A 25,462-nucleotide genomic window follows, 5' to 3' on the forward strand; every position below is an offset into this window, starting at 1 on the left:
GGTGTTCACGGTTGTGAATCACGGCTGTACCACGTCGAGCACGGCGCCTCCGGGAGCCTGTGCCTGGATGGCACGGTCGTACATCTGCTCGGCATAAGCCGGAGCGACCTGGAACTTGCCGGCGTTGGTGGCCTTGATGCGATAGACGAACTCACGTACGTCCGGCGTGGCCGTGCCGTAGATCACCACGCGATCCTCGCGAATGTCCGCGTACTCGGGCTGCCAGGTCGATGAGTCAAGACCGATGGGCGAACGCCACGCGGCAGGCTTGGGCGTGTCGCTGCCATCGCTGTTGCTGTTGTCGTCGCCACTGCCGTTGTCGCCGGCCGTATTGCTGTCCGCCTGTACCGCAGGTGGCGGCTGGATCACCGGATCGAACCCGCCCGGCAGCAGATCGACGATGGCCACGTTGCCCACGCCCTCGTCGCCGGTGGCGCGGATCTTGATGTGCACGTCGATTTCCTCGCCCACCGTGATCTTGTCCAGTGCCTTGCCGTCGGTGCCGGTGTACTCGCGCACGATCTCGATGCCGTTCTTGATCGCCTCCTTCGAGCTGCTGCGGTCATAGCCGCCCTGCGTGGCGATGCGCCATGCCGGCAGGCTGCCCTGGTTGGTGAAGCGCAGCGCCTTCGCCACACCGTCCCAACTACCGCCCAGCAACATGCCGCCTTGCACCTGGCCGATGGGCTTGGCGCTGCCGTCGGCCAGCACTTCGGCGATGCCCAGCTTGTCCAGGCCGGCGGCGGTGTCGTGCGCGTAGCTGTCCAGCGCCAGTACGGTCATCGCGGACGACAAGGTGTTGTAGTCGTTGTGCGCGAGCGGCCACGAGACGTTCTCGAACACGCGCGAGGGCAGCGACTTCGCCTCCTGCGGGAAGTGTTTGGCGATCAGGTAAAGCACGCTGGCATCGCGGGTCAGCGGGTCGTAGTAGTAGCCATAGTCGAAGTCCTCGGCGGCCTTGGCGCGGGTGAGCAGCTTGAGCGGCCCTGCCATCAGGCGATTCGCCTCGGCATCCTGCTTGAGCAGCTTGTACGAAGCAGCCAGCCATGCGGCGGCCAGGTCGTTCGTCCAATCCTTCGGATACTGGTCCTGCAGACGCTTCTGCACCGCGGCCAACTCATTGGTGGTGACGTTGCCCTGGCGGGTCAGCAGGTACACGGCGTAGGCACGCTCGCGCAGCTGGTCCAGCGTGTCCATGCTGTCGTTGGCGGCCAGTTGCCTGAGGTACTGGTTGCCGGCGTCGAGCATATCCTGCGGCACCGCCATGCCGCGTTCGCGCGCCTCGATCAGGAAGTTCATCGCGTAATCGGAGACGAACGGTTCGGCATCCGGCGTGGCCGACCAGAGGCCGAAACCGCCAGCACCGTTCTGCCGCGAGTGCAGCACGTCGAGGAAGTTCGCCAGTGCCTGGTCGTTGCTGATGGTCTTGTCGCCGAAGGCCGGCTGCAACGCGTGCGCGAACACTGGCACCACTGGCCACTTCGACACCACCAGCCGCGGCATCGCCGAACTCACGATCTGCTCGCTGCAGTAGTTCTGGTAGTTCACCAGATAGCTGGTGATGCCTTGCGCCAGCACGACTGGCAAGGAGGAGATCGCCGCATCACGCGAGGCGTAGGCGTCGTACAGCGGACGCAGCAGCTTCAGGTCGGCCTGGCTGCCCGATTCCACGCGGCCCACGTCGACCTGGGTGCGATAGGCCGATGCCGGCCGCACCGACACGTCAATGCCCTGCTGTGCCGACTTGCCTCCATAGCTGGCGGCGAAGCCCAGATGGCCGGAACCCAACTTGTCGGTTGCCCTGACGCGGAAGCGCAGCACGCCTTCGCGCATCGAGGCGAGGCTCACGTCCTGCGTGGCCGGCCCCAGCACCTGCAGCTGTGGACCGGTCTGCAGCGTTACTGCCACCGGTACCGCCTTCGTACCGATGTCCGTGAGGTTGTTGGCCACGCCCACGCTCACCTCGGCCTCGTCCCCTGGGGCCATCGTGGTCGGCACGTTGGGCGAAAGCACAAAGTCGCCGCGCACCGTGGTGGCGCCCTCCCACGTACCAATGCGGTCAGGCGACACCGCCACGGCCATCACACGCACGCGGCCATTGAAATAGTCGGGAACCGTGTAGCTGAAGTCCTTCTCGCCATCGACGTCGACGATGCCCGACCAGTAGGCCACCGGCTTGTCGCGCTTGCGCTTGAACGGGTTGAGCTGGCGGCTGATCGCCGCGTCGGCATCGCCACCGGCAGCGGCGGACAGCGCCATCAGCTTCTCGAACTCGGGCAGGATCAGGTCGAGGATCTGCGAGGTCTTCACCTCGAGCATCTTCTTTCGGAAAAAGTACTGCAGCGGATCGCCAAGTTTGTAACGTGCGACCTGCAGGATGCCCTCGTCCACCGCGAACAGCACCACCCTGGCCGGTTGCGCCGCATGCAGCTTGAAGGTCACGGTGTCGCCCGGTTTCACCAGCGCGGGCGTGTCCACCGTCAGTGCATCGCGCCGCGCGTCGAGGTTCACCGAGAACGGCTCCACGCCGTAGGACAGCGGACTCATGAAGACCTCGTCGGAGGACGGGTCGCGCACGAACTGCACGTTGACGTAGCCGTTGCCTTCGAAGTCCTTGGGCAAGGTGATGCTCTGCACCGAACTGGTGGTGTCGGCATGGAACCACGCGTGTGCGTAGACCTTGTCGCGCTCGATGGTGATCAGGCCACTGCCCGCGTACGGCGCGTGCACGGCGATATGGATGGTGTCGCCAGGCTTGTAGTCCTGCTTGTCCAGGCTTAGTTGCAGTTCGGCATTGCGATCCAACGAACGCGACAAATTGGCATTGCCAGCCACCGAATAGCTGACGCGGTTGACCTCCTTGCGGTCGTTGCCACGCAGGATCAGCAGCGCGTAGTCGCCGGGCTTGTCCGTGGCGAGCGCGTAATCCATGCCGCCCGCGGGAATCGCCAGCGGCTTCTCGTCCACCGGGATTTCCTTGAGCTTGGACTCGTACTTGTAGACGCCGGAGTCCTGCTTGGTGAGTATCGAGACGTAGCGTCGCTCGACCAATTGCGCCTTGAGACCGTCCAGCGCGATGGATTTCGCATCGGGGCCGATCGCCACCAGTCGCACCTTGCGCTCTGCATTGCGGCTCACGTAGTCCAGCGCGTCGTCGCTCTTGTAGCCCACCAGCCAGTCGTTGGAGGACACCAGGGTCTGCGTGGCGGCGGCCACGCTGCGGCCGCCGTCCGCTTCGTGCGCTTTGGCGAGGAAGTAGAGCTGGTAGGTGGCGTCGGCGTATTTCTTGAGGTCGAGGTCGAATTCGGCATGGCCCTTGTCGTCGGTCTTGCCGTCGGCAAGGTTCTCCTCATAACCCTCCTTGGCACGGCGGATGTCGTAGAAATGGTAGTCCGTCCAGCTGTGGAACGCCGGCCACGCCGGACGCAGCGTGAGCGAGGCTTCCACGCGGCGATCCGCGGCGGGCGTGCCGAACAGGTTCTGCGCATCGACCAGGCCCTTGAGCTGATCAGGCTTCACCCAACCCTCGGCGACCTGCTGAGAGAGCTTGGCGCTCACCTTCATGCGGTCGGGCAGGAATTCCTTCACCTGCACCGTGGTGCTGCCGATCTGCGTATCGGCCTTACCCCCGCGCACGATGTAGAGGTTCACCGCCCACGTGCCGGTGGGCGCGGTTTCCGCCGGCGTGTAGCTCAATTCGCCGAAGCCGCTGGAGTCCATCGCCAAGGGCTGCTGCTTCACCGTGACGCCGCGCGGGTCGACGATCTCGGCCTGCAGCGGAATACCCGCCACGTTGCGCGCCCATTCCGCAGCGCGCACGATCAGGCCGATGTGAAAGGTATCGCCGGGACGATAGATGCCGCGGTCGGAAAACAGATAACCGCTGAGCTGGCCGGCGTTTGCTGCATTTGCCTCGCCACCGATGTCGAAGCGCGAGAAGTCGAGCTGGCGGTCGGAGCTGCCTACCGGCAGGAAGGAAAGATCCTCGCCCTTGCTCACCACGTAGAGCGCGGGCTTCTTCTCGCGGTCCAACCCCTTGAGGCTGGGGAAATGCACCACGCCTTCGGCGCCGGTGGTCTGCGTGAAGAGCGTCTGCCCGTTTACCGCAAGCACCGACACGCTGGCGCCTGCCACCGGTTGGCCGTTGCCGATGGACTGCACGAACACATCCTGGCTCCCGTCCAGCGCCTGCTTCACCAACATGCCGAGGTCGGTGACCACGATGAGGCGGTTGTCGCTGGGCGAGGCATCATTGTTGCCATCGCCGTTGTCGCCGTCGTTGTTGTCACCTGCGTTGTCTGCAGCGTCGTCGGCTGCCGCTACCGTGGTTGCAGCAGCCGGCGCCGCCGCGGATCGACCGGGTGCAGGCGCCAGGCCCTGCTGCGCGAGCGCGCGTGCCTTCACCGCCTCGGCCGCGCGCTTGGCAGCGGCGGCCGGGTCGTAACTGGAAAGGTGCAGCCAGAACACGCCGCGACGTCCCGGCTTGAGGTATTGACCGAGGTCAACACCCTCGTAATGCGCCTGGCTCGGGCCGCCTTGCGGAAACGAACGCTTGATCTCGTAACGTTCGACGATGTGACCCTCGTCGAAGTCATAAGGCAACTGCGGATGGCTGTAGTCGCCCGAATTGAGGCTGACCAGATGCTGCAACTGGTCGGGCAGCACACGGCCGATCTCCACGCGCATGCCAGGCATGTTGCGCGAGACCACCGAGACGCGCTTGCTGCCACCCAGTGACAGCAGCGAACCGTCCGCCATGAAGCGCAGCAGCTTGGGATAATCCGGCACGGTGAACACGCGCGCCACCGGCCGGCCCAGCACGTAGCCGCCGAAGGACTTCACGTCCTTGCCGATGCGAACGTAGATGCGCTGGCCCGGCGTGGCCTGGTATTTGAAGCTCTGCAATTCCTGATAGTCGTTCTCGGTGGGCACCACGTCGAGCTTGAGCACCTGCGACTTGCGCAGCACGTCCTCGCCGACCTCGGATACATCCCACTCGTAAGGCTTGCCATCGTCGGAAGCCTGCTCACCTGGCTTGTTCGCCGGCAACACCCAGGCCTGGGTCACGTCAGCCACGTCGCTGCTGCGTACCGCGCCGCTGAAGTTGGCCACCATCACCTGTTCGGGTTCGTACTTGTCGTTGTTCACCAGCGTGGGTGAAATATCGTCCACCGTGAGGCTGTAGAGGCCGGGGATGCGCACACTGGCCTTGAGCGGATCCTTGGTGCCCATGCCGCCACGCGTGCTGCGCACGCCGCTGTCGATCGTGACCGCCACCGCGCCGTCGTCGTGCGGCAAGGCCAACGGCTGCGAGTGGATCCATGCATGCAGGCGGGTCTGGTCGTAGGTCACGGTGTACTTCAGCGTGTCGCCGCGCTTGCCATCCTTGTCGGCCAGAGCCAGCGCGATGCGCCGTTCGAATTGCGCGGCATCGATGGGATAGCTGAAGTCCACCGGCACGATCACCTGCTTGGCGGTGGCGTCCTGCGGGTCCTGGTAGAACTCGCCCCGTCCCAGCGTGGCGGTGAAGGGTGCAGTGTCGAACTCGAAGCCGTCATCCGCCATCAAGGCCTGCGGCGCGAAGGTCTTGCGCACGTCGAAGCGCACCTTGTAGTGCTGGCCGACCGGCCAGTCCGCCGCGGGCGTAAAGCGCAAGGTATGGTCGTCCACCCAAGTCCATTGGCCCTTGGTGTCCGGGCTCATGGCAATGCCCTCGGTCACCGGCTTGCCGACGCGCTCGATCGGCGCCGCCGATCCCGAGAACGCGAGCTCCAGCGGATGCACCACGACCGGTTGCTTGCCGTAGTCGGTGAGCGCCGGTGCCTGCACCGTCCAGGTGATCTGCTGCGGCTGCGGCGGACGCGGTCGGCTCTGGTACCAGCGCCAGCCGTACCAGCCACCGCCAGCCAACACGACTGCCGCCAGCAAGGTACCGGCCGAACGCAACGGGTTGCGGCGTACGACATGCATCCAGCCGGGTGCCGACCATTGCACGTTGCCGAGCAGCGGCCGCAAGATCCAGCCAAGGACATGCCCCGCCATGCGCAGCAGGCGCACTGGCAACAGGAGCAGGAAACGCAGCAGATCCATGATGCTTCCCTCGATTCATCCGTCGAATGACGCCGGCCCTTGCGGCCGGTGTCGGGGCTCCTGCCACAGGATCAGGCCCCGCACAGCATGCGAGGCCTGATTGGATGGATTTCCCCATGCGCATCCTGCACCACGAATATGGCAGGACGCAGCCGCGATTCTGGCACGGCCATGCCGCGCCAACCAGCGACGGCGGTCAGAGCGTAGCGGCGATCTCGCGCACCACCGGCGCCAGGCTCGGATCCTGCAGCGCCATGTGCATGGTGGCGCGTACCAGCCCTGCCTTGTTGCCGCAGTCGAAACGCGTGCCCTCGAAGCGGTACGCCAGCACCTTGCCCTGTTCCTTCAGCAAGGTATCGATCGCGTCGGTGAGCTGGATCTCGCCACCCGCGCCCGGCGTGGTCTGCTCCAGCAACTGGAAAATCCGACCCGGCAGCACGTAACGCCCCACCACGGCCAGGTTCGACGGCGCATCGGCCGGCTTGGGCTTTTCAACCATGTGGCGGATCTGCGCGCTGCGCTCGTCGATTCGCGTGGCGTCCACGATGCCGTATTTGTCGGTTTCGTTCTGCGGCACCTCTTCCACCGCGATCACGCCGGCACCTTCGCGTTGGCCCAATTCTGCCATCTGGCGCAGCGCGCCCTTGCCGGCACCGTTCCAGATGAGGTCGTCGGGCAACACCACGCCGAACGGCTCGTCGCCCACCACGGGCTTGGCGCACAGCACGGCATGCCCCAAGCCCAGTGCCTCGGGCTGGGTGACGAAGATCGCGCGCACGTGCTTCGGAAGCGTGCCCTGCACCAGCGCCAGAAGCGCGTCCTTGCCCTTCTCCTGCAACTTGGCCTCCAGTTCGTAGGCTTTGTCGAAGTAGTCGGCGATGGCGTGCTTGTAGCGGTTGGTGACGAAGATCAGCGTATCGGCACCGGCATCGACCGCTTCGTCCACCGCATACTGGATCAATGGCTTGTCCAGCACCGGCAGCATTTCCTTGGCCACCACCTTGGTGGCGGGCAGGAAGCGCGTGCCCAGGCCGGCCACGGGGAAGACCACTTTGCGCAAGGGCTTGCTCACTCACTTCTCTCCTGTTTCGTGGCGGCGGATCGACACCACGTTGTCGGGTTGCGGCGCTTCGCTCCAGCGGAACGACGGCAACAGGCCGGACACGCATCGCCGCAACTCTTCGTCGTTATCTGTTGCGACCATGTCGGCCGCCTTGTGCATCGTGGCTTGCAACAGCTCCCACGGTACTTGGCGATGCTGGGCCAGGAAGATCTTGGCATGCGTGGTGGCGCTGTACTGCTCGAGCGGATGGAACAGTTCCTCGAACAGCTTCTCGCCTGCCCGCAGGCCGGTGAAAACGATGGGCACCTCGCTGCCCGGCTTCTTGCCGGCCAGCCGGATCATCTGCTCGGCAAGATCGCGGATCTTCATCGGCTCGCCCATATCGAGCGCGAAGATCTCGCCGCCCTTGCCGAGGCTGGCCGCCTGCAAGATCAACTGGCAGGCCTCCGGGATGGTCATGAAGTAGCGCGAAACTTCTGGATGGGTCACGGTGACCGGGCCGCCATCGCGGATCTGTTTGCGGAACAACGGCACGACCGAACCAGCCGAATCGAGCACGTTGCCAAAACGCACGGTCATGAAACGCGTGCTGGCATGCGCGTCGAGGTTCTGGCACCAGATTTCGGCAATGCGCTTGCATGCACCCATCACGCTGGTGGGATTGACCGCCTTGTCCGTGGAAATCAGCACGAAGCATTCCACGCCCGCCTCGCACGACAGATCGGCCATGGCACGCGTGCCCAGCACGTTATTGAGGAAGGCTGCGCGCAACTGGTGCTGCAGCATGGGCACATGCTTGTAGGCCGCGGCATGGAACACCACCTGCGGCCGCGCCTCGGCCAGTACCCTGCGCATCTGCACGCAGTCCACGCAACTGGCGAGTACACCCTCGAGCAGCAGTTCCGGATAGTTGGCGCGCAACTCCCGCGTGATCTGGTAGAGGTTGTATTCGCTGTGATCGACGACGACCAGCGACAGCGCTCCCAGGCGCGCCACCTGACGGCACAGTTCCGAGCCGATCGAGCCACCGCCACCGGTGACCAACACACGGCGGCCGCCTATCGTCTCGCGGATCGCCGTCCAATCCAGCTCCACGGCATCACGCCCGAGCAGGTCCTCGATCGCCACTTCCTTGATCTCGCCAGGCTGCGCACGTCCTGCGACCACGTCGTCCAGCCTTGGAACCGTCCGGTACGGTAGATCGGTGGCATCGCACAGACTCACCACACGGCGCATCTCGCCCACCGTGGCGCTGGGCAAGGCGATCAATATCATCTCGACCGCCGCTTCGCGCGCGATGGCAGGCAATTGCTCGAACTGGCCCAGCACCGGATGTCCGTTGATGCTGGCGCCGCGCAATGCGGGACGATCATCGAGAAAGCCGACCACCGCGTAACCGCCGCTGCGGAGCAAGTCGCGCGAAAGCACCTCGCCGGCGTGGTCTGCGCCCAGAATGAGCACACGGCGCGTGGAGTTCAACCCGGATATTCCGCGGCGACTGTCCTTCCAATAGCGGTAGGCAAGCCGAGGCAGCCCCAGCGCCAGCGCCAGCACCACCGGATACAACAGCAACATCGTGCGCGGCACGCCCTGCAAGCGGTTGAACATCGACATCAGCAGCCAGATTGCCGCCGAACCCAGCGCCACGGCGCGCAGGATGTTCCACAAATCGGGCAGGCTGGCGAAGCGCCATACGCCCTTGTACAGGCCGGTCAAGCGGAAGACCAAGCCTTGCGCGAGCAGCACGATCGGCAGCTCGAACCAGCGAAAATGCACGACATCTTCCGGCCGCACCGCGTAACGCAACAACTTGGCGACCCACCAGGCGATCGCGGCCATGGCCAAGTCGTGCAACATGACCGCCACGCGAGGATGGATGAAGCCGACAAGCCTACGCAGCGACATGGCGGTCCTTGGTCGGGTGGCGCCGCAGGCAACGTCGCTTGAGCATCAACCAGAGCGCCGCCGCAGCCAGGTAGGCGACGATGCTAATCGGCAAAGCCAGCCGTGGATGACTCCAAGCCAACCAAGCCATCGGCGCAGCGAACAACAGATTCCATGTCATATAGATCGTCCCTCCCCAGGCATGCGTCAAACCGCGCCTGACCAGCCACTGGTACAGGTGTTCGCGGTGCGCACTGTACCAGCGTCGCCCCCGGAAATAACGCGTCAGCAAGGTCAGGCTGGCATCGGCGACGAAGGCCGAGGACAGGATCAATGCCGGCCACAACAGGCTCGCATCGACCCGCCACAGCATCGCTGTGAACGCGAAAATCAGCAGCCCTACGCTGCCGCTGCCCACATCTCCCATGAAAATACGCGCCGGCGAACGATTGAGGCACCAGAAACCCAGGCTGGCCGTGGCAAGGCAGCTGGCAGCCAGCGCCAACGGCCATTGCCCGGCATTCCACGCCAGCCACGCCAACCCGGCTCCCACGAACATGGCCTGCTGGGCCAGCAGGCCATCGATGCCGTCCATGAAGTTGTGCAGGTTGATGCTCCACACACCGGCCAGCAGCAGTGGCAGCAACCACCACCAGGACATGCCGCTTGCGCCCAACGCAACAGCAAACAGCAGTACGGCCAGCAACTGTGCGCCGAAACGCGGCAGGATCGGCAGGGAGCGATGATCGTCCCACCAGCCTGCCAGCGCCACCAGCAGCAGGGCCGCCAGCAAGGCAGCCACCACTGGCCAAGACCATGGCGCCCAGGTGCCAAGCAAGGTGCCGGGAAGACAGACCAAGTTGGCCAGGACGATACCGATGCCGCCGCCGCGCGGCGTGGGGATGGTGTGGGAACGTCGCTGACCCGGGCGATCCAGCATGCCGCGGCGATGCGCGTAACCAATCGCCACGCGTGCCGACATCCAGGCGATGGCGAAGGAGAGCAGCAACCATCCGATAATCCAAGCCACCGGCGTCACTCGTTGGCAACGCCATGGATGGGTCGGATCGTGCTCCAGCTCTTGCAACTGGGGCATTGCCAGTGGTGCGCCTTGGCGCCGAAGCCACAACGGCTGCAGCGATACATCGCCTGCCCCTCCAGCAATTTCTTGGTGAGATCGCGCAGGATCAAGAAGTTCTCGCGCGCCTCGCCTTCGATCCGATCCATCGTGGCGTCGATCAGCGCCATCAGGCCGCGCACCGAAGGACGCAGGCGCAGTTGCCCGGTCAGGAAGCCTACCGCCTCGCGCTGGCCGTCACGCTGCTGGTACAGCCTGGTCAATGCCAGCACCGGCGAGATGCCGTGGTAGCGCTCCAGCAGCTCGCGCAAGAAGCGTTCGGCGCGATCCATCTGCTGCGAACAGGCGTAGCTGTTCAACAATGGCGGCAGGATTTCCGGCACGAAGGCGATATCCGCGCCGACCGCCGCTTCATAGGCCTGCACTGCTTCGGCATGCTGCCCATCCTCGGCGTGCAAACGCCCGGTCAGCATCCAGGCACGCACGCAATCGGGCTGGCACCGGAAGGCATGCTCCAGGTAATCGCGCGCCTCGATACGCGCGCCGTGCTGACGCGAACGCTCGGCCAATTCGCAATAAAACTGGGCGATCATCGGCGACTCGTCCTCGCCGGTCATCGCCTCCAGACGGCGCGCATGCTCGATCGCCTTGTTCCAGTCGCGCTCGTGCTGGTAGATCGCGATCAGGTGGCGCAACGCCGACGGCGCGTGCGCATCCATCGCCACCAGGTCGTCGAACAGTGCTTCCGCTCGGTCGAGCAAGCCCGCGCGCATGTAATCCTCGCCCAGTTCCAGCAGGGCTACGGTCTTGGTCGGCTCGGACAGGTTCGGCCGCGAAACCAGGTGCTGGTGCAACCGGATCGCGCGATCCACCTCGCCGCGGCGGCGGAACAGGTTGCCCAGCGCGAGATGCGTCTCCACCGTGTCGCGGTTGTATTCGGCTAGGCGCAGAAACACTTCGATGGCCTTGTCCTGCTCCTCATTGAGCAGGTAGTTCAAGCCGCGAAAATAGTCGGACGAGAGCTCATTGACCGCCGCACCGGAACGCCTAGCGCTGGCGAATCGCGACGCCCACCAGCCCAGCCCAAAGGCGAGCACCGCCAACGGCAGCAACACGTACCAGGACATCATGCACGCGCCTGCTTCTTGCCGGCTTTCAGTCGGCGGCGATGCCGCAGGCTCACGCCGAGCCATGCGGTGAGGCCACCCAACAGCCAGCCCAGCACCAACGCGGCCAACAGCGCAGCTCCCTTGGGCATGGACACGCGCGCGAAGGCGAAGTCGTAGTCGACCAGGCCGGCATTGAGTGCGCCCACTACCACGCCGGCGGCAACGAAGAAGATGAGGACGAAGATCACGATCAAGCGCATCCGAGGACTTTACCCCATCGTCCGCACCCGGCACAGCAAGCAGACTGAGGCATGTTGCTGCAATTCAGCCGTAAAGACAGATGGAAAACGCAGTTTCGAAGAACCGTCGTTGGTCTCTTCGATCAAGGGGCATCCCAAAAACAAAAAGGCAGGATCGGCTCGCGCCTACCTGCCTTCATGAACTCACTTGGCGTTCCGCCTCAGCCGGTCGTGGCTTCTTCCAGCCGCAGGTTGACGCGTTCGCGCAGCTCCTTGCCGGGCTTGAAGTGCGGCACATGCTTGCCGGGCAACGCCACGGAATCGCCGGTCTTCGGATTGCGTCCCATGCGAGGCGGCCGGTAATGCAGCGCAAAGCTGCCGAAACCACGCACCTCGATGCGTTCGCCCTGCGACAGCGCCTGGCTCATCTGCTCGACCACGCTTTTGACCGCCAACTCGACATCGGCGAACGCAAGATGGGTCTGGCGCCTGGCCAGCGCCTCGATCAATTCGGATTTGGTCATGTTCCCCCAGTCCGCGAATGTGTTGCTGCGCTGCTGACCCGAGGCGGCTCATGCCGCCCCGGGCCATTCTTGCAACGCCTTAGTCGGCCTTGTTCATCTGCTCCTTGAGCAGAGCGCCGAGCTTGGTGGTGCCACCGGCCGCCGAGGAGTACTCGGCCAGCGCTTCCTGCACGTCTTCCTCGTCCTTTGCACGGATCGACAGCGACAGCTGGCGGCCCTTGCGGTCCATGCCGGTGAACTTGGCCTCGACCTTGTCGCCCACCTTCAGGTGCTGGGTGGCGTCGTCGATGCGCTCCTTGGCGATGTCGTTGGCACGGAGGTAACCCTCCACGCCCTCGCCCAGGTCAATCACCGCACCCTTGGCGTCCACTTCCTTCACCGTGCCGGTGACGATGGTGCCGCGCGGGTTGTTGCCCATGAACTGGCCGAACGGATCCTGCTCCATCTGCTTGATGCCGAGCGAAATGCGCTCGCGCTCCGGATCGACAGCCAGCACCACGGCCTCGATCTCGTCGCCCTTCTTGAAGTTGCGCACGAGGTCTTCGCCGGACATCTGCCAGGAGATATCGGACAGGTGCACCAGGCCGTCGATGCCACCGTCCAGGCCGATGAACACGCCGAAGTCGGTGATCGACTTGATCTGGCCGGAAACCTTGTCGCCCTTCTTGTGCATGGCGGCAAACGCTTCCCACGGGTTCGAGCGGGTCTGCTTGATGCCCAGCGAGATGCGGCGACGCTCTTCATCCACGTCCAGCACCATCACTTCGGTCTCGTCGCCGACCTGCACCACCTTGGCCGGATTGACGTTCTTGTTGGTCCAGTCCATCTCGGACACGTGGACCAGACCTTCGACGCCCGGCTCGATCTCGACGAAGCAGCCGTAGTCGGTGACGTTGGAGACCTTGCCGAACAGGCGCGAACCCACCGGGTAACGACGCGAGATGTTCACCCACGGATCATCGCCCAGCTGCTTCAGGCCCAGCGAGACGCGGTTGCGCTCCTTGTCGAACTTCAGCACGCGCACTTCCAGCTCGTCGCCGACGTTGACGACTTCGCTCGGATGGCGCACGCGCTTCCACGCCATGTCGGTGATGTGCAGCAGGCCGTCGATGCCGCCCAGATCCACGAACGCGCCGTAGTCGGTGAGGTTCTTGACCACGCCCTTGATGATGGCGCCTTCGACCAGACGCTCCAGCAGCTGCTCGCGCTCGGCGGAGAACTCGGTCTCGACGACGGCGCGGCGGCTGACCACCACGTTGTTGCGCTTGCGGTCGAGCTTGATGATCTTGAACTCGAGTTCCTTGCCCTCGAGGTAGGTCGGTTCGCGCACAGGGCGCACGTCGACCAGCGAGCCAGGCAGGAAGGCGCGGACGTCCTTGATGTCGACGGTGAAGCCGCCCTTGACCTTGCCGGAGATCATGCCCTTGATGGTCTCTTCCTTGTCGAACGCCTCTTCGAGGTCGTCCCACACCATCGAACGCTTGGCCTTCTCACGCGACAGCTTGGTTTCGCCGAAGCCGTCCTCGAGCGCTTCGAGGGCCACCTTCACGTGGTCGCCGACATTCACTTCGAGGGTGCCGTCTTCGCTCTTGAACTGCTCGATCGGGACGATGCCTTCGCTCTTCAGGCCCGCGTTGATCACGACGACGTCGTTGCGGATTTCCACCACGATGCCAGTGACGATGGCGCCGGGCTTCAGCTTGGCGATGGCCTGCTGGCTCTGTTCAAACAGTTCGGCAAAACTTTCGGTCATGTTGATTCCAGAATGGGAAAGGACGGTTGCGGCGCTCCGGACTGGAAACGCAACGGCAACGGCCCACCGGTTGGGGTGCCTTCGGAGCGCCCTTGCGGGGCACGCCTCGTCACCATGGCTGAGCCCCGGACGTCATTGACCGGGGAACGAAAACCGCCGCACAACCCGTTCAGGGCTGCACGACAGCAAGAACTTTTGCGACGACCTCGTCGATACCCATGCCGGTGGTGTCCACCAGTACGGCCTCCGGCGCGGGTTTGAGCGGCGCGACCGAACGCGACGCATCGCGATGGTCACGCGCCTCGATCTCGCGCTGCAGACTCGACAGTGTAACGCTGAGCCCCTTTTCCTTCAACTGCTTATAGCGCCTTTTGGCCCTCTCGGCGGCGCTGGCGGTAAGGAACACCTTGAACGGGGCATCGGGGAAGATCACCGTGCCCATGTCACGCCCGTCGGCGACCAGGCCCGGCTGCTTGCGGAAGCCCAACTGCAGCTCCACCAAGGCCTGCCGCACCGGGGCAATCGAGGCGATCGCGGAGGCTGCCGCGCCGGCGGTTTCGGTACGCAGTTCGGCGGTGGCGTCATGGCCGTTGACCAGGATGTGGGTATCGCTGCCATCGGCACTGGCCTGGAAACGGATCTTGGTGGTCTGCGCGCAGCGGGTCACCGCCTCGACATCGGACAGATCCAGACCCGCTGCCCCAGCGGCATAGCCCACCGCCCGGTACAACGCGCCGGAGTCCAACAGCCGCCAGCCCAGATGCTCGGCCACGCGCCGGCTGATCGTGCCCTTGCCAGAGCCCGAGGGACCGTCGATGGTCAACACGGGGACGGCGGCTGTTCGGCTCATGGCAGCTCCTGATCAAACGGGACGGGCATGGTATCGCGCCAGCCCCAGCGGCATCGCGTACCATGGCGAAATTCCGGGCCATTCCCCCGCCGATCCGCCATGAACGATCTCCGCCACGCATTCGAGCAGGCCGCCGAGGCCGTGAAACGGCTGGATTACCGCCCCGACAACGACACCCTGCTCAAGCTGTACGCGCTGTACAAACAGGGTTCGGAGGGCGACGCGCACGGCGACCAGCCCGGGTTCTTCGATTTCGTGGGCACCGCCAAGCACGAGGCATGGGCGCAATTGCGTGGCCTGCCGCAAGACGAGGCAATGCGCCGCTATATCGCACTGGTGGATCAGCTGCAGGCCTGAACCATGCAGGTGCCGCTTGCGTCCGAGTGTGGCAACAGGCACATTCATACGATCGTTTGAACACGGTCGTGCCATGAACTATCCCCATTTGTTCGCCCCGCTCGATCTGGGCCACGTCGTCCTGCCCAACCGCATCCTGATGGGTTCGATGCACACCGGCCTGGAAGACAAGGCGGCCGACTACGACAAGCTGGCCGCCTATTTCGCCGAACGCGCCCGCGGCGGCGTGGGCCTGATGGTCACCGGTGGCATCGCGCCCAGTATCCGCGGCTGGTTGAAGCCGTTCGGCGGCCGCCTCTCGATGCCTTGGCACGTGGCGCGCCATCGCAGACTCACCGACGCCGTGCATGCCGAAGGCGGCCGCATCTGCATGCAGATCCTGCATGCGGGGCGCTATGGCTATCACCCGTTGTCGGTGGCGCCATCGAAGATCAAGTCGCCGATCACCCCCTTCACGCCAAAGGCGCTCTCGGCGCGAGGCGTAGAACGCACCATCCGCGACTTCGTACGGAGCGCCGAGCTTGCCCGCGAGGCGGGATACGACGGCGTCGAGGTGATGGGTTCGGAGGGTTACCTCATCAACCAGTTCATCGCTGCCCGCACCAATAAGCGCAACGACGCATGGGGCGGGGACGCCGAACGGCGCATGCGCCTGCCCGCGGAAATCGTGCGCCGTACGCGCGAGGCGATAGGCCGCGACTTCATCATCATCTACCGGCTGTCGATGCTGGACCTGGTCGAAGGCGGCCAAAGCTGGGATGAGATCGTCACTCTGGCCAAGGCCGTGGAAACCGCCGGCGCCAGCATCATCAATACAGGCATCGGCTGGCATGAAGCGCGCGTGCCAACCATCGTCACCAGCGTGCCGCGAGCCGGCTTTGCGTGGGTGACGAAAAAGCTCAGGGGCGAAGTTTCCATTCCGCTGATCGCCACCAACCGCATCAACATGCCCGAAGTGGCCGAGCGTGTGCTGGCCGAAGGCGACGCGGACATGGTTTCGATGGCACGTCCGCTGCTGGCCGACCCCGAATGGGCGAACAAGGCCAGGGCTGGTCGCAGCGAGCACATCAACACCTGCATCGCCTGCAATCAGGCCTGCCTCGACCACGTGTTCCAGAACAAGCGCGCCAGTTGCCTGGTCAATCCGCGCGCCTGCCACGAAACCGAGCTGGTGGTCGCGCCAACAGAGCAACCAAAGCGCATCGCCGTGGTCGGCGCAGGCCCCGCCGGCATGGCTTGCGCCGCCACACTGGCCGAACGCGGCCATGCGGTTACCCTGTTCGACAAGTCCGCGGAAATCGGTGGCCAGTTCAACTACGCCAAGCGGATTCCCGGCAAGGAAGAGTTCCACGAAACCCTGCGTTACTTTCGCCATCGTCTTGCCGATGCAGGCGTCGAGCTGAAGCTAGGCCAGTTGGCCGATGCCGCCTCGCTCAAGGCAGCCGGCTATAGCGAAGTAGTGATCGCCACTGGCGTGATGCCGCGCAAGGTGCGGTTTCCAGGCAGTGATGACCCGCGCGTCCTCGGCTACCTCGACGTGCTGGCACACAACCGGCCGATCGGGCAAAGCGTGGCGATCATCGGTGCCGGCGGCATCGGCTTCGACATGGCGGAATTCCTGGTCGAACATCAACCCTCCCCCGCCACCGACGTGGAGCGCTGGTCGCGCGAATGGGGCGTGGACATCCGGCAGTCGCACCGTGGCGGCTTGCTGAAACCGCAACCGGAAGCGCCGCTGCGCCAAGTCTGGCTGCTCCAGCGCAGTGAAGGCCGCCCCGGCGCACGACTCAACAAGACCACCGGCTGGGTGCACCGCGCCACATTGAAGGCAAAGCATGTGACCATGCTGGGCCAGGTTGGCTACGAACGTTTCGACGACCAAGGCTTGCACATCACCGTCGATGGCCAGCCGCAACTCCTGCCCGTCGACAACGTGGTGATCTGCGCCGGCCAGGAGCCGGATCGCCGCCTGGCCGACGAACTGGCCAGGATGGGCATGACGGCGCACCTCATTGGCGGTGCCGACGTGGCTGCCGAACTCGATGCGAAGCGGGCCATCGACCAGGGAACACGACTGGCCGGCCAGCTCTGAGCGTAAGCAAAGGCGGTCGCGAGGAAAATTTGAAAGTGCGGCCATGAGTAGCCGCCCGTTAGCTCTTCGCGGTCATGGATCGATCGCGCAAGAACGCCACCCAAAAAAACGCCTCGCAGTGCGACGCATCGAAGAGGCCAGGGAGGGGGATGGCCGTTCGAATCCAGCGTCGCCGCGAGGCGTGGGTCGCCACCATCGGGGGAGGGGGGAGGATGGTGGGACGGGGGCATTTTATGAGCGACACATTCAAGTATCCAATATATATTTGGATCGATATTTATATGCGATCCCTATATGTTTGACTTCCGCCAGCTGCGCTACTTCGTCACGGTCGCCGAGGAATTGAGCTTCACGCGCGCGGCGCTCCGCCTGCACATCTCCCAGCCCCCGCTCTCGCAGCAGATCCAAGCCCTGGAGCGGGACCTCGGCGTCCTGCTGCTGGAACGAAGCAAGCGCAAGGTGGCGCTGACCGAGCCCGGCAAGGTTTTCCTTGAGCAAGCACGCCAGATCCTCGCCCAGGCCGAGCTGGCTCGCACTCGAACCGCTGATGCCGCAGCCGGCCACAGCGGCCAGCTGCGGCTGGCTTACACGTTGTCGGTATCGTTCCACCCCGCCCTGCCCCGTACCTTGCTGCGCCATCGCCAGATGGCGCCAGGCGTGGACGTCCAGTTGCGTGAAATGAACAACGCGCCGCAATTCGCCGCCCTTCTGGCCAACGAGATCGACGTCGGCTTCGTGCGCACCGAACCCCGCCACCTGCAAGACGCCCGCAAACTGCGGCTGCGCATGATCGACCGTGAGCGACTGATGCTCGCCCTGCCATCAAGCCATCCGCTGGCCGCCCGCGACAGGCTGCACATGAGCGAAGTGGCCGGGGCGGCCTTCGTCACGCAGCCACGCGAGATGGCCGCCACCCTGCACGACAAGCTCACCACGCTGGCCAACGCCGCCGGTTTCCAGCCCCGCACGGTGCAGCAGGCCCAACAGGTCAGCGGCCTGCTGGCATTGGTGGCCGCCGGCCTGGGTGTGGCGCTGGTGCCGGCGACGATGCGCGCGGTGCATCTAGCAGGGGTCAGCTACGTGCCGCTGGCCGACCACGGCGCCGAACTCCTGCTGGCCGTCGCCAGCAGAGCCGACGAGGCATCGCCGGTGCTGACGCAATTCCTGTCCACGGTGGACGAATTCGCCCGCGATTCCGGCAACTTGTGACTGACGATTCAGCAGGTTATACTTGCCCGCTGATTTTTTCCGTTTGGTATCAGGAGCTCGCCGTGAAGGTGCTTAACTCGTTGAAGTCCGCCAAGGCGCGGCACCGCGACTGCAAGATCGTGCGTCGTCGCGGCAAGGTGTTCGTGATCTGCAAGAGCAATCCGCGTTTCAAGGCTCGTCAGCGCTGAGCACAGCATGACGTGTCGATAAGAAAGGCCGCGTCGATGCGGCCTTTTTTGTGGCCGCATCCCTGGCAGCCACCTTTCGGCCAGCGCTAGCGCGATGTCAAAAATCGCTCTCGGCGATATTTTTGTTCCCGACTACGAGGCGGGAGCTAGGAAGGCAGACCGCCCGTTCTTCAGGCCTTCAACTTCGGTCGCCGGCACGACAACCAGAACAACACCGCGGATATGGACAACGACACCCAGTAATCACTGGGTGCCGGTCCCCACCAGTGGATATGCCATGGAATATAGCGCGGCGCGAAATGCGCTACGCCATAGGCCGGGTTCAGCACGAACCACAGGAAGTCCTCGGTGATCCAGAACAGCATGATGCAGGCGAACACGCGCGCCTCGGCACGCCAGTTCCAGCGGCCGGCGAAGATCAGCGGAAAATGGAAAAACAGCCCCATGCAGGGAAACAGCCATGCGTGATATCCGGTCATGGGCCGGCCGCCCCAGAAGATATCCAGCAGCCAGTGATGCTCGATGCGCCAGGTCGGCAGGTTCGCCGCCCAGCCGGCGGCGCCTTCGATCTGGATCTCCACGTTTGCGAAGAAGAAAGCCAGCAGCACGGTCCAACCCAAGGTCAGCACCAGCACCAGCGGACGCATGGAAACAGAGTCTTCTCCTGCATGCAGGAATCGTTGATCCATCTGGCGCACGCTCAATGCTCCACTGACCCGGTTACTGGCCGCCGGCCTTCGAGTTCGGCCTGCACGATCTGCAGTACACACTGCGCCGCCTGCGGCTGGCCGAGGCGACGTGCATGCTCGCGCATCCGCGCCAGGCGCTGGGGCTCGGCCAGCAGCTGGCGCACGCGGTATTCGAGCGAAACCAGATCTATCGCTTTCAACGCCGCCCCCTGCTCCAGCACATAGTCCGCGTTGCGCTCTTCCTGGCCCGGGACCGGCGCATACACCACCATCGGCACGCCCATCGCCAGGCACTCTGACGTGGTCAGCCCGCCCGGCTTGGTGATCACCAGGTCCGAGCAGGCCATCAGCTGCGGCACTTCATTGGTGAAGCCGAATGGGAACAGGCGTCCCGGATGTTCCGCGGCAAGCAACTTCAACTTGGCCAGCGCCGCCTCGTTGCGCCCGGCCAGCACGACGAGCTGGAAGTCCCCTTCGAGCCGCATCAGGGTGGCAGCCACCTCATCGAGCTTGCCGACCCCGGCACCGCCGCCCATCAGCATGATCGTCTGCCGCGCCGGGTCCAGGCCGAAGCGCCCGGCGCAGGTCCGGCGGTCCTGCGGCTGGGTGAACGCCGGCATCACCGGAATGCCGGTGGTGTGGATGTGCTCCGTCTCGATATGGTTGGCCTGCATGCGGAAAGCGATCTCATCGCTGGCGGCAAAAAAGCCCGTCATGCGCGGAATCACCCACATGCCATGCAAATCGAAATCGGTGACCTGGACCCACACTGGCACCGTGAAGCGCTCGCGCCGGATCTCGTGCATCAGCATTTCGGCGGGAAGGAAGTGCGTGCAGACGATGGCGTCCGGCGCAAACGCATTGATCGCCTTGCGCAGATCGCCCGTGCCCAGCCGCTCGATGGCCCGCCGCAGCTTCTGCATCGGCCCATTCGGATCGGCCTCCGAACTGCGCTGGTAGAGCAGCCCCCACAGGGTTGGGTAACTGCTTATCAGCGTGATGTAGAAATCGGTATAGAGCTTGCGGAATGCGGACGGCACGTAGTCCATCGCATCCAGGTGCCGGGTCTCGACATGCGGCAGCACCGCTTCGGCGGTCAGGCGCAGGGCCTCGGCGGCCCGCATGTGGCCTGCTCCGGCGGAAACGCTGAGAAACAGGATTTTCTGCTGCGGCATGGGGCGGACCGTTGTCAGGTGACCGTCGGCGGGAGCGGCCACGCCCCCGGTTGGCTTGCCAGGCTGGCCACCTCGGTGGCCAGCCGTTTCGCACAAACCCGCAGCCTAGCATTCAGGAATAGCGCACGCCTGTGATTTCGTAATGCTTGACGCCGTTCGGTGCGGTGAACTCGAAACTGTCACCTTCACTCTTGCCGATCAGGGCGCGCGCGATCGGCGAAGACACTGCGATCAGGCCCTGCTTGATGTCGGCTTCGAGGTCGCCCACGATCTGGTAGGTCACCTCGGCGCCGCTGTCTTCGTCCGCCAGGTCCACGATGGCGCCGAACACCACCTTGCTGCCCGGGTTGAGGCGCGACACGTCGATCACCTCCGCGGTGGAAAGCAGCGCCTCGAGCTGGCCGATGCGGCCTTCGATGAAGCTCTGCAGCTCGCGCGCGGCGTGGTATTCCGCGTTCTCCTTCAGATCGCCGTGCGCACGCGCCTCGGCGATGGCCGCGATGATGCGCGGGCGATCTTCCGACTTCAGCCTGTCCAGCTCGGCGCGCAGGCGTTCCGACCCTGCCTTGGTGATGGGGGCGCGATTGCTCATGCGCTCAATTCCTTGTGAAGTTCCTGCAGGCTGTGCACATCCGCGCTGTTGTGGAAGTCCAGCGAATGGACCAGCGCACGCGCGCCTGCAACGGTGGTGGAGTACGTGACGCGCTGCTGCAGGGCCTCGCGCCGGATCGAGAACGAGTCGGCGATGGCCTGCTTGCCCTCGGTGGTGTTGACGATATAAACGATCTCGCCGTTCTTGATCAGGTCGACGATGTGCGGGCGGCCCTCGGCCACCTTGTTGATGCGCTCGCAGGCCACGCCCTGCTCGGCCAGGTATTTCGCCGTGCCTTCGGTGGCGACCAGGCTGAAGCCCTTCGCCAGCGCCTCGCGCGCCACCGGCAGCAGGCGATCCTTGTCCGCGTCGCGCACCGACACGAACACCTTGCCCTTCGGCGGGGTCTTGATGCCGGCGGCGTCATGGCCGCGGGCAAAGGCTGCGCCAAAGCTGCGGCCCACACCCATCACCTCGCCGGTGGAGCGCATTTCGGGGCCGAGGATGGGATCCACGTTCTGGAACTTCAGGAACGGGAAGATCGCTTCCTTCACGGAGTAGTAGCTCGGAATCACTTCCTTGGTCGCGCCCTGCGCCTTGAGCGAACGTCCAGCCATGGCACGCGCGGCGATCTTGGCGAGCGGCACACCCGTGGCCTTCGATACGAACGGCACCGTGCGCGAGGCGCGCGGGTTCACTTCGAGGATGAACACGGTGTCGCCCTGGATGGCGAACTGGGTATTCATCAGGCCGATGACCTTCAGTTCCTTCGCCATCGCGGTGACCTGGCGACGCATCTCGTCCTGCACCTCCGGTGTCAACGAGTAAGGCGGCAGCGAGCAGGAAGAGTCGCCCGAATGCACGCCCGCTTCCTCGATGTGCTCCATGATGCCGCCGACCAGCACATTGCCTTCGGCGTCGGCGATGATGTCCACGTCCACCTCGACCGCATGATCGAGGAAGCGGTCCAGCAGCACCGGCGAATCGTTGGACACCTGCACCGCGTCGCGGATGTAGCGCGAAAGATCGGCGTCGCTATAGACGATTTCCATCGCGCGGCCGCCGAGCACGTAGCTCGGGCGCACCACCAGCGGATAGCCGATCTCGCGCGCCGAGGCCAGCGCTTCTTCCGGCGTGCGTGCCGTGCGATTCGGCGGCTGCTTCAGGCCGATCTTTTCGATCATCTGCTGGAAGCGCTCGCGGTCTTCCGCCAGATCGATGCTGTCCGGCGACGTGCCGATCACTGGCGCGCCGGCAGCTTCAAGCGCACGTGCAAGCTTCAGCGGCGTCTGGCCACCGTACTGCACGATCACGCCCTTGGGTTTTTCCAGATCCACGATTTCCAGCACGTCCTCGAGCGTGAGCGGCTCGAAATACAGGCGGTCGGAGGTGTCGTAGTCGGTGGAAACGGTTTCCGGATTGCAGTTGACCATGATGGTTTCGAAACCGTCCTCGCGCAGCGCGAGTGCCGCGTGCACGCAGCAGTAGTCGAACTCGATGCCCTGACCGATGCGGTTGGGACCGCCGCCCAGCACGATGATCTTGTCGCGGTTGGTCGGGTTGGCTTCGCACTCTTCCTCGTAGGTCGAGTACATGTAGGCCGTGGTGGTGGCGAATTCAGCCGCGCAGGAATCCACGCGCTTGTAGACCGGACGCACGCCAAGCGTGCGACGCAGATGGCGCATGGCGGCTTCGTTGGTGTCGAGCAATTCGGCCAGGCGAGCGTCGGAGAAGCCCATGCGCTTGAGCTCGCGCATGCGCGGCGCGTCGAGCGCGGTGACGCCCTGCTGCTGCACTTCCTTCTCGGTCAGCACGATGTCTTCGAAGGCGGCGAGGAACCAGGGATCGACCCGGCTGAGGCCATATACGTCTTCCAGGGACAGGCCGGCGCGGAACGCGTCAGCCAGATGGAAGACGCGATCCGGACGCGGCTCGCGCAGCTCGCGCTTGAGCGCGTTGATGCCTTCGTCGGAGGTCAAATCCAGACCGGTCGGGTTGAGGCCCGTCTTGCCGATTTCCAGTCCTCGCAGCGCCTTCTGCAGCGACTCATGGAAAGTGCGACCCATCGCCATCACCTCGCCCACCGACTTCATCTGGGTGGTGAGGCGCGCGTCAGCCGACGGGAACTTCTCGAACGCGAAACGCGGGATCTTGGTGACCACGTAGTCGATGGTCGGCTCGAACGACGCCGGGGTCAGGCCGCCGGTGATGTCGTTCTTGAGTTCGTCCAGCGTGTAGCCCACGGCCAGCTTCGCCGCGATCTTGGCGATCGGGAAGCCGGTGGCCTTGGAGGCGAGCGCGGACGAACGCGACACGCGCGGGTTCATCTCGATGACCACCACGCGGCCGTTCTCGGCATTGATGCCGAACTGCACGTTGGAGCCGCCGGTGTCCACGCCGATCTTGCGCAGCACCGCGATCGAGGCATCGCGCAGGCGCTGGTATTCCTTGTCGGTGAGCGTCTGCGCCGGCGCGACGGTGATCGAGTCGCCGGTGTGCACGCCCATCGGGTCGAGGTTTTCGATCGAGCACACGATGATGCAGTTGTCCGCCTTGTCGCGGACCACTTCCATCTCGAATTCCTTCCAGCCGAGCACGGATTCCTCGACCAGCACTTCGCCCACCGGCGAAAGATCGAGTCCGCGCTTGACGATCTCTTCGAATTCTTCGCGGTTGTACGCGATGCCGCCGCCGGAGCCACCGAGCGTGAAGCTCGGACGGATGATGGTGGGATACCCCACCTTCGCCTGCGTCACCAGCGCCTGCTCGAACGTGCGGACCACCTCGGCCTTCGGGCATTCCAGCCCGATTTCCTTCATGGCGACGCGGAACAGCTCGCGGTCTTCGGCCATGCGGATGGCTTCGCGCGACGCACCGATCAGCTCGACGTTGTACTTCTCCAGCACGCCGTTGTCGGCGAGGTCGAGCGCGCAGTTGAGGCCGGTCTGTCCGCCCATGGTGGGCAGCACCGCATCCGGGCGCTCCTTGGCGATGATGCGCTCCACCGTCTGCCAGTTGATCGGCTCGATGTAGACGGCGTCGGCCGTCTCCGGGTCGGTCATGATCGTGGCGGGGTTGGAGTTCACCAGGATGACGCGGTAACCCTCTTCCTTCAGCGCCTTGCAGGCCTGCGCGCCGGAGTAGTCGAACTCGCAGGCCTGGCCGATGACGATCGGGCCGGCACCGATGATGAGGATGCTCTTGATATCGGTACGCTTGGCCATCTCAGCGGGCCTCCTGCATCAGCTTGTCGGACATCATCTTTGCAAACCTGTCGAAGAGATAACCGATGTCGTGCGGTCCAGGGCTCGCTTCCGGGTGCCCCTGGAAGCAGAAGGCCGGACGGTCGGTGAGCGCGAAGCCCTGCAGCGAACCGTCGAACAACGAGGTGTGGGTGACGCGCACGTTGCCCGGCAGCGTGGCCGGGTCGACGGCAAAGCCGTGGTTCTGCGAGGTGATCAGCACGCGGCCGTCGTCCATGTCCTTCACCGGATGGTTGGCACCGTGGTGGCCGAACTTCATCTTCAGCGTCTTCGCGCCCAGCGCCAGACCCATGATCTGGTGGCCGAGGCAGATGCCGAACAGCGGGATCTTCGCGTCAAGGAAAACCTTGGTGGCGGCGATCGCGTAATCGCAAGCGGCCGGGTCGCCGGGACCGTTGGAGAGGAACACGCCATCGGGCTTCACGGCCAGCACCTCGGCGGCAGGCGTCTGTGCAGGCACCACGGTGATGTCGCAGCCCTGCTCGGCCAGCAGACGCAGGATGTTGTGCTTGGCGCCGAAGTCGTAGGCCACGACCTTGAAGCGCCTGGCTGGCTGGTTGAAGCGGGTGTGGTCGAGGTCGTAGACCCCTTCGTTCCACGGATACGACTGGGTGACACTGACCACCTTGGCCAGGTCCATGCCGTTGAGGCCGGGGAAGGCGCGCGCCTTCGCCAGCGCGGCCTCGGCGTCGATCGTCTCGCCGGCCAGGATGCAACCGCTGAGCGCGCCCTTGTCGCGCAGGATGCGGGTGAGCCGGCGTGTGTCGATGCCGGCGATGGCGACGATGCCGTGGCGCTTCAGGTAATCCGGCAGAGTTTCGCTGCTGCGCCAGTTGCTGGCGCGGCGCGGCACGTCGCGCACGATCAGGCCGGCGGCATGCACGGCAGTGGACTCGGCGTCCTCAGCATTGATGCCGGTATTGCCGATGTGCGGATAGGTAAGAGTGACAAGCTGGCGTGAGTACGAGGGATCGGTGAGGATCTCCTGGTACCCCGTCATGGCGGTGTTGAAAACCACCTCACCGACGGTTTCGCCGGTGGCGCCCACGGCGTGGCCGTGGAACACGCTGCCGTCTTCGAGGGCAAGCAGAGCAGGAATGGGCATGGGGAACCGCCTTTCAGGTGCAGCAAAGTCCGCAAGCCGCGAAAAGCAGGCTTGAGAACCTTGGAGGGGAGGACGTTCGGGCGGGTAACAATGATAGGCGTCAAGGCGCTTGCTGTCCACTTTGGCAGAGGCAGATCTCGCACTCTCGTCAACGTCACAACTCCTCACGACGTTACACTGCCAGGACGTTTTCCCAAGGAAG

The 25,462-nt window shown here is 64.6% G+C and carries 18 protein-coding genes; 4 read left to right on the plus strand and 14 right to left on the minus strand.

The genetic code is table 11. The annotated features are described in order from the left end of the window. Positions 1-18 precede the first annotated feature (18 nt). The 9 genes from ISP25_RS04535 to cmk form a co-directional block, all read right to left on the minus strand. Positions 19-6,090: an alpha-2-macroglobulin gene (locus ISP25_RS04535; protein ID WP_404611990.1), complete on the minus strand. Its 6,072-nt coding sequence runs from the start codon at positions 6,088-6,090 to the stop codon at positions 19-21. Positions 6,091-6,286: 196 nt separating this feature from the next. Beyond that, a complete protein-coding gene (galU, locus tag ISP25_RS04540) occupies positions 6,287-7,162 on the minus strand; it encodes a UTP--glucose-1-phosphate uridylyltransferase GalU (protein ID WP_192157235.1) in 876 nt (291 codons plus the stop codon). Then, positions 7,163-9,058, minus strand: coding sequence for a polysaccharide biosynthesis protein (locus ISP25_RS04545; RefSeq protein ID WP_192157233.1), 1,896 nt, complete (start codon positions 9,056-9,058; stop codon positions 7,163-7,165). After that, positions 9,045-10,019, minus strand: a complete 975-nt coding sequence (locus tag ISP25_RS04550) for an MraY family glycosyltransferase (protein ID WP_404612086.1) — start codon at positions 10,017-10,019, stop codon at positions 9,045-9,047. The genes ISP25_RS04545 and ISP25_RS04550 overlap by 14 nt, the downstream gene beginning before the upstream one ends. A gap of 53 nt (positions 10,020-10,072) precedes the next feature. Continuing rightward, entirely contained in the window at positions 10,073-11,242 is a 1,170-nt protein-coding gene (gene lapB / locus ISP25_RS04555) for a lipopolysaccharide assembly protein LapB (protein ID WP_404612088.1), read from the minus strand. Further along, entirely contained in the window at positions 11,242-11,484 is a 243-nt protein-coding gene (locus ISP25_RS04560; protein WP_192157227.1) for a lipopolysaccharide assembly protein LapA domain-containing protein, read from the minus strand. The genes lapB and ISP25_RS04560 overlap by 1 nt, the downstream gene beginning before the upstream one ends. A gap of 200 nt (positions 11,485-11,684) precedes the next feature. Then, positions 11,685-11,987: an integration host factor subunit beta gene (locus tag ISP25_RS04565; RefSeq protein WP_404611993.1), complete on the minus strand. Its 303-nt coding sequence runs from the start codon at positions 11,985-11,987 to the stop codon at positions 11,685-11,687. 79 nt (positions 11,988-12,066) lie between these two features. Then, entirely contained in the window at positions 12,067-13,740 is a 1,674-nt protein-coding gene (gene rpsA / locus ISP25_RS04570) for a 30S ribosomal protein S1 (protein WP_192157223.1), read from the minus strand. Between the two features lie 169 nt (positions 13,741-13,909). Continuing rightward, positions 13,910-14,590, minus strand: a complete 681-nt coding sequence (cmk, locus tag ISP25_RS04575; protein ID WP_192157221.1) for a (d)CMP kinase — start codon at positions 14,588-14,590, stop codon at positions 13,910-13,912. 99 nt (positions 14,591-14,689) lie between these two features. Here cmk and ISP25_RS04580 point away from each other — a divergent pair, with 99 nt between their 5' ends. From ISP25_RS04580 to ykgO, 4 genes are all read left to right on the plus strand, one after another. Continuing rightward, positions 14,690-14,947, plus strand: coding sequence for an acyl-CoA-binding protein (locus ISP25_RS04580; RefSeq protein ID WP_192157219.1), 258 nt, complete (start codon positions 14,690-14,692; stop codon positions 14,945-14,947). Between the two features lie 73 nt (positions 14,948-15,020). Further along, a complete protein-coding gene (locus tag ISP25_RS04585) occupies positions 15,021-17,039 on the plus strand; it encodes an oxidoreductase (protein WP_404611996.1) in 2,019 nt (672 codons plus the stop codon). 294 nt (positions 17,040-17,333) lie between these two features. Continuing rightward, positions 17,334-18,248, plus strand: a complete 915-nt coding sequence (locus ISP25_RS04590; protein ID WP_192157215.1) for a LysR substrate-binding domain-containing protein — start codon at positions 17,334-17,336, stop codon at positions 18,246-18,248. Between the two features lie 62 nt (positions 18,249-18,310). After that, positions 18,311-18,436 (plus strand): type B 50S ribosomal protein L36, encoded by a 126-nt coding sequence (gene ykgO / locus ISP25_RS04595; protein WP_007080705.1) that lies wholly within the window; start codon positions 18,311-18,313, stop codon positions 18,434-18,436. A gap of 170 nt (positions 18,437-18,606) precedes the next feature. Here the strand turns inward: ykgO and ISP25_RS04600 are convergent, their stop codons facing one another. From ISP25_RS04600 to carA, 5 genes are all read right to left on the minus strand, one after another. Beyond that, a complete protein-coding gene (locus tag ISP25_RS04600) occupies positions 18,607-19,083 on the minus strand; it encodes a hypothetical protein (protein ID WP_404611998.1) in 477 nt (158 codons plus the stop codon). Between the two features lie 53 nt (positions 19,084-19,136). Continuing rightward, a complete protein-coding gene (locus ISP25_RS04605; protein ID WP_404612000.1) occupies positions 19,137-20,342 on the minus strand; it encodes an MGDG synthase family glycosyltransferase in 1,206 nt (401 codons plus the stop codon). Positions 20,343-20,412: 70 nt separating this feature from the next. Next, positions 20,413-20,892: a transcription elongation factor GreA gene (gene greA / locus ISP25_RS04610; RefSeq protein WP_192157209.1), complete on the minus strand. Its 480-nt coding sequence runs from the start codon at positions 20,890-20,892 to the stop codon at positions 20,413-20,415. Continuing rightward, positions 20,889-24,116 (minus strand): carbamoyl-phosphate synthase large subunit, encoded by a 3,228-nt coding sequence (gene carB, locus ISP25_RS04615; RefSeq protein ID WP_192157207.1) that lies wholly within the window; start codon positions 24,114-24,116, stop codon positions 20,889-20,891. The genes greA and carB overlap by 4 nt, the downstream gene beginning before the upstream one ends. A gap of 1 nt (position 24,117) precedes the next feature. After that, positions 24,118-25,260 carry a glutamine-hydrolyzing carbamoyl-phosphate synthase small subunit gene (gene carA / locus ISP25_RS04620; protein WP_192157205.1) on the minus strand — a complete coding sequence of 381 codons (1,143 nt, stop codon included), beginning with the start codon at positions 25,258-25,260 and terminating at the stop codon, positions 24,118-24,120. Positions 25,261-25,462: the final 202 nt, after the last annotated feature.

This window comes from Rhodanobacter hydrolyticus (assembly GCF_044904645.1).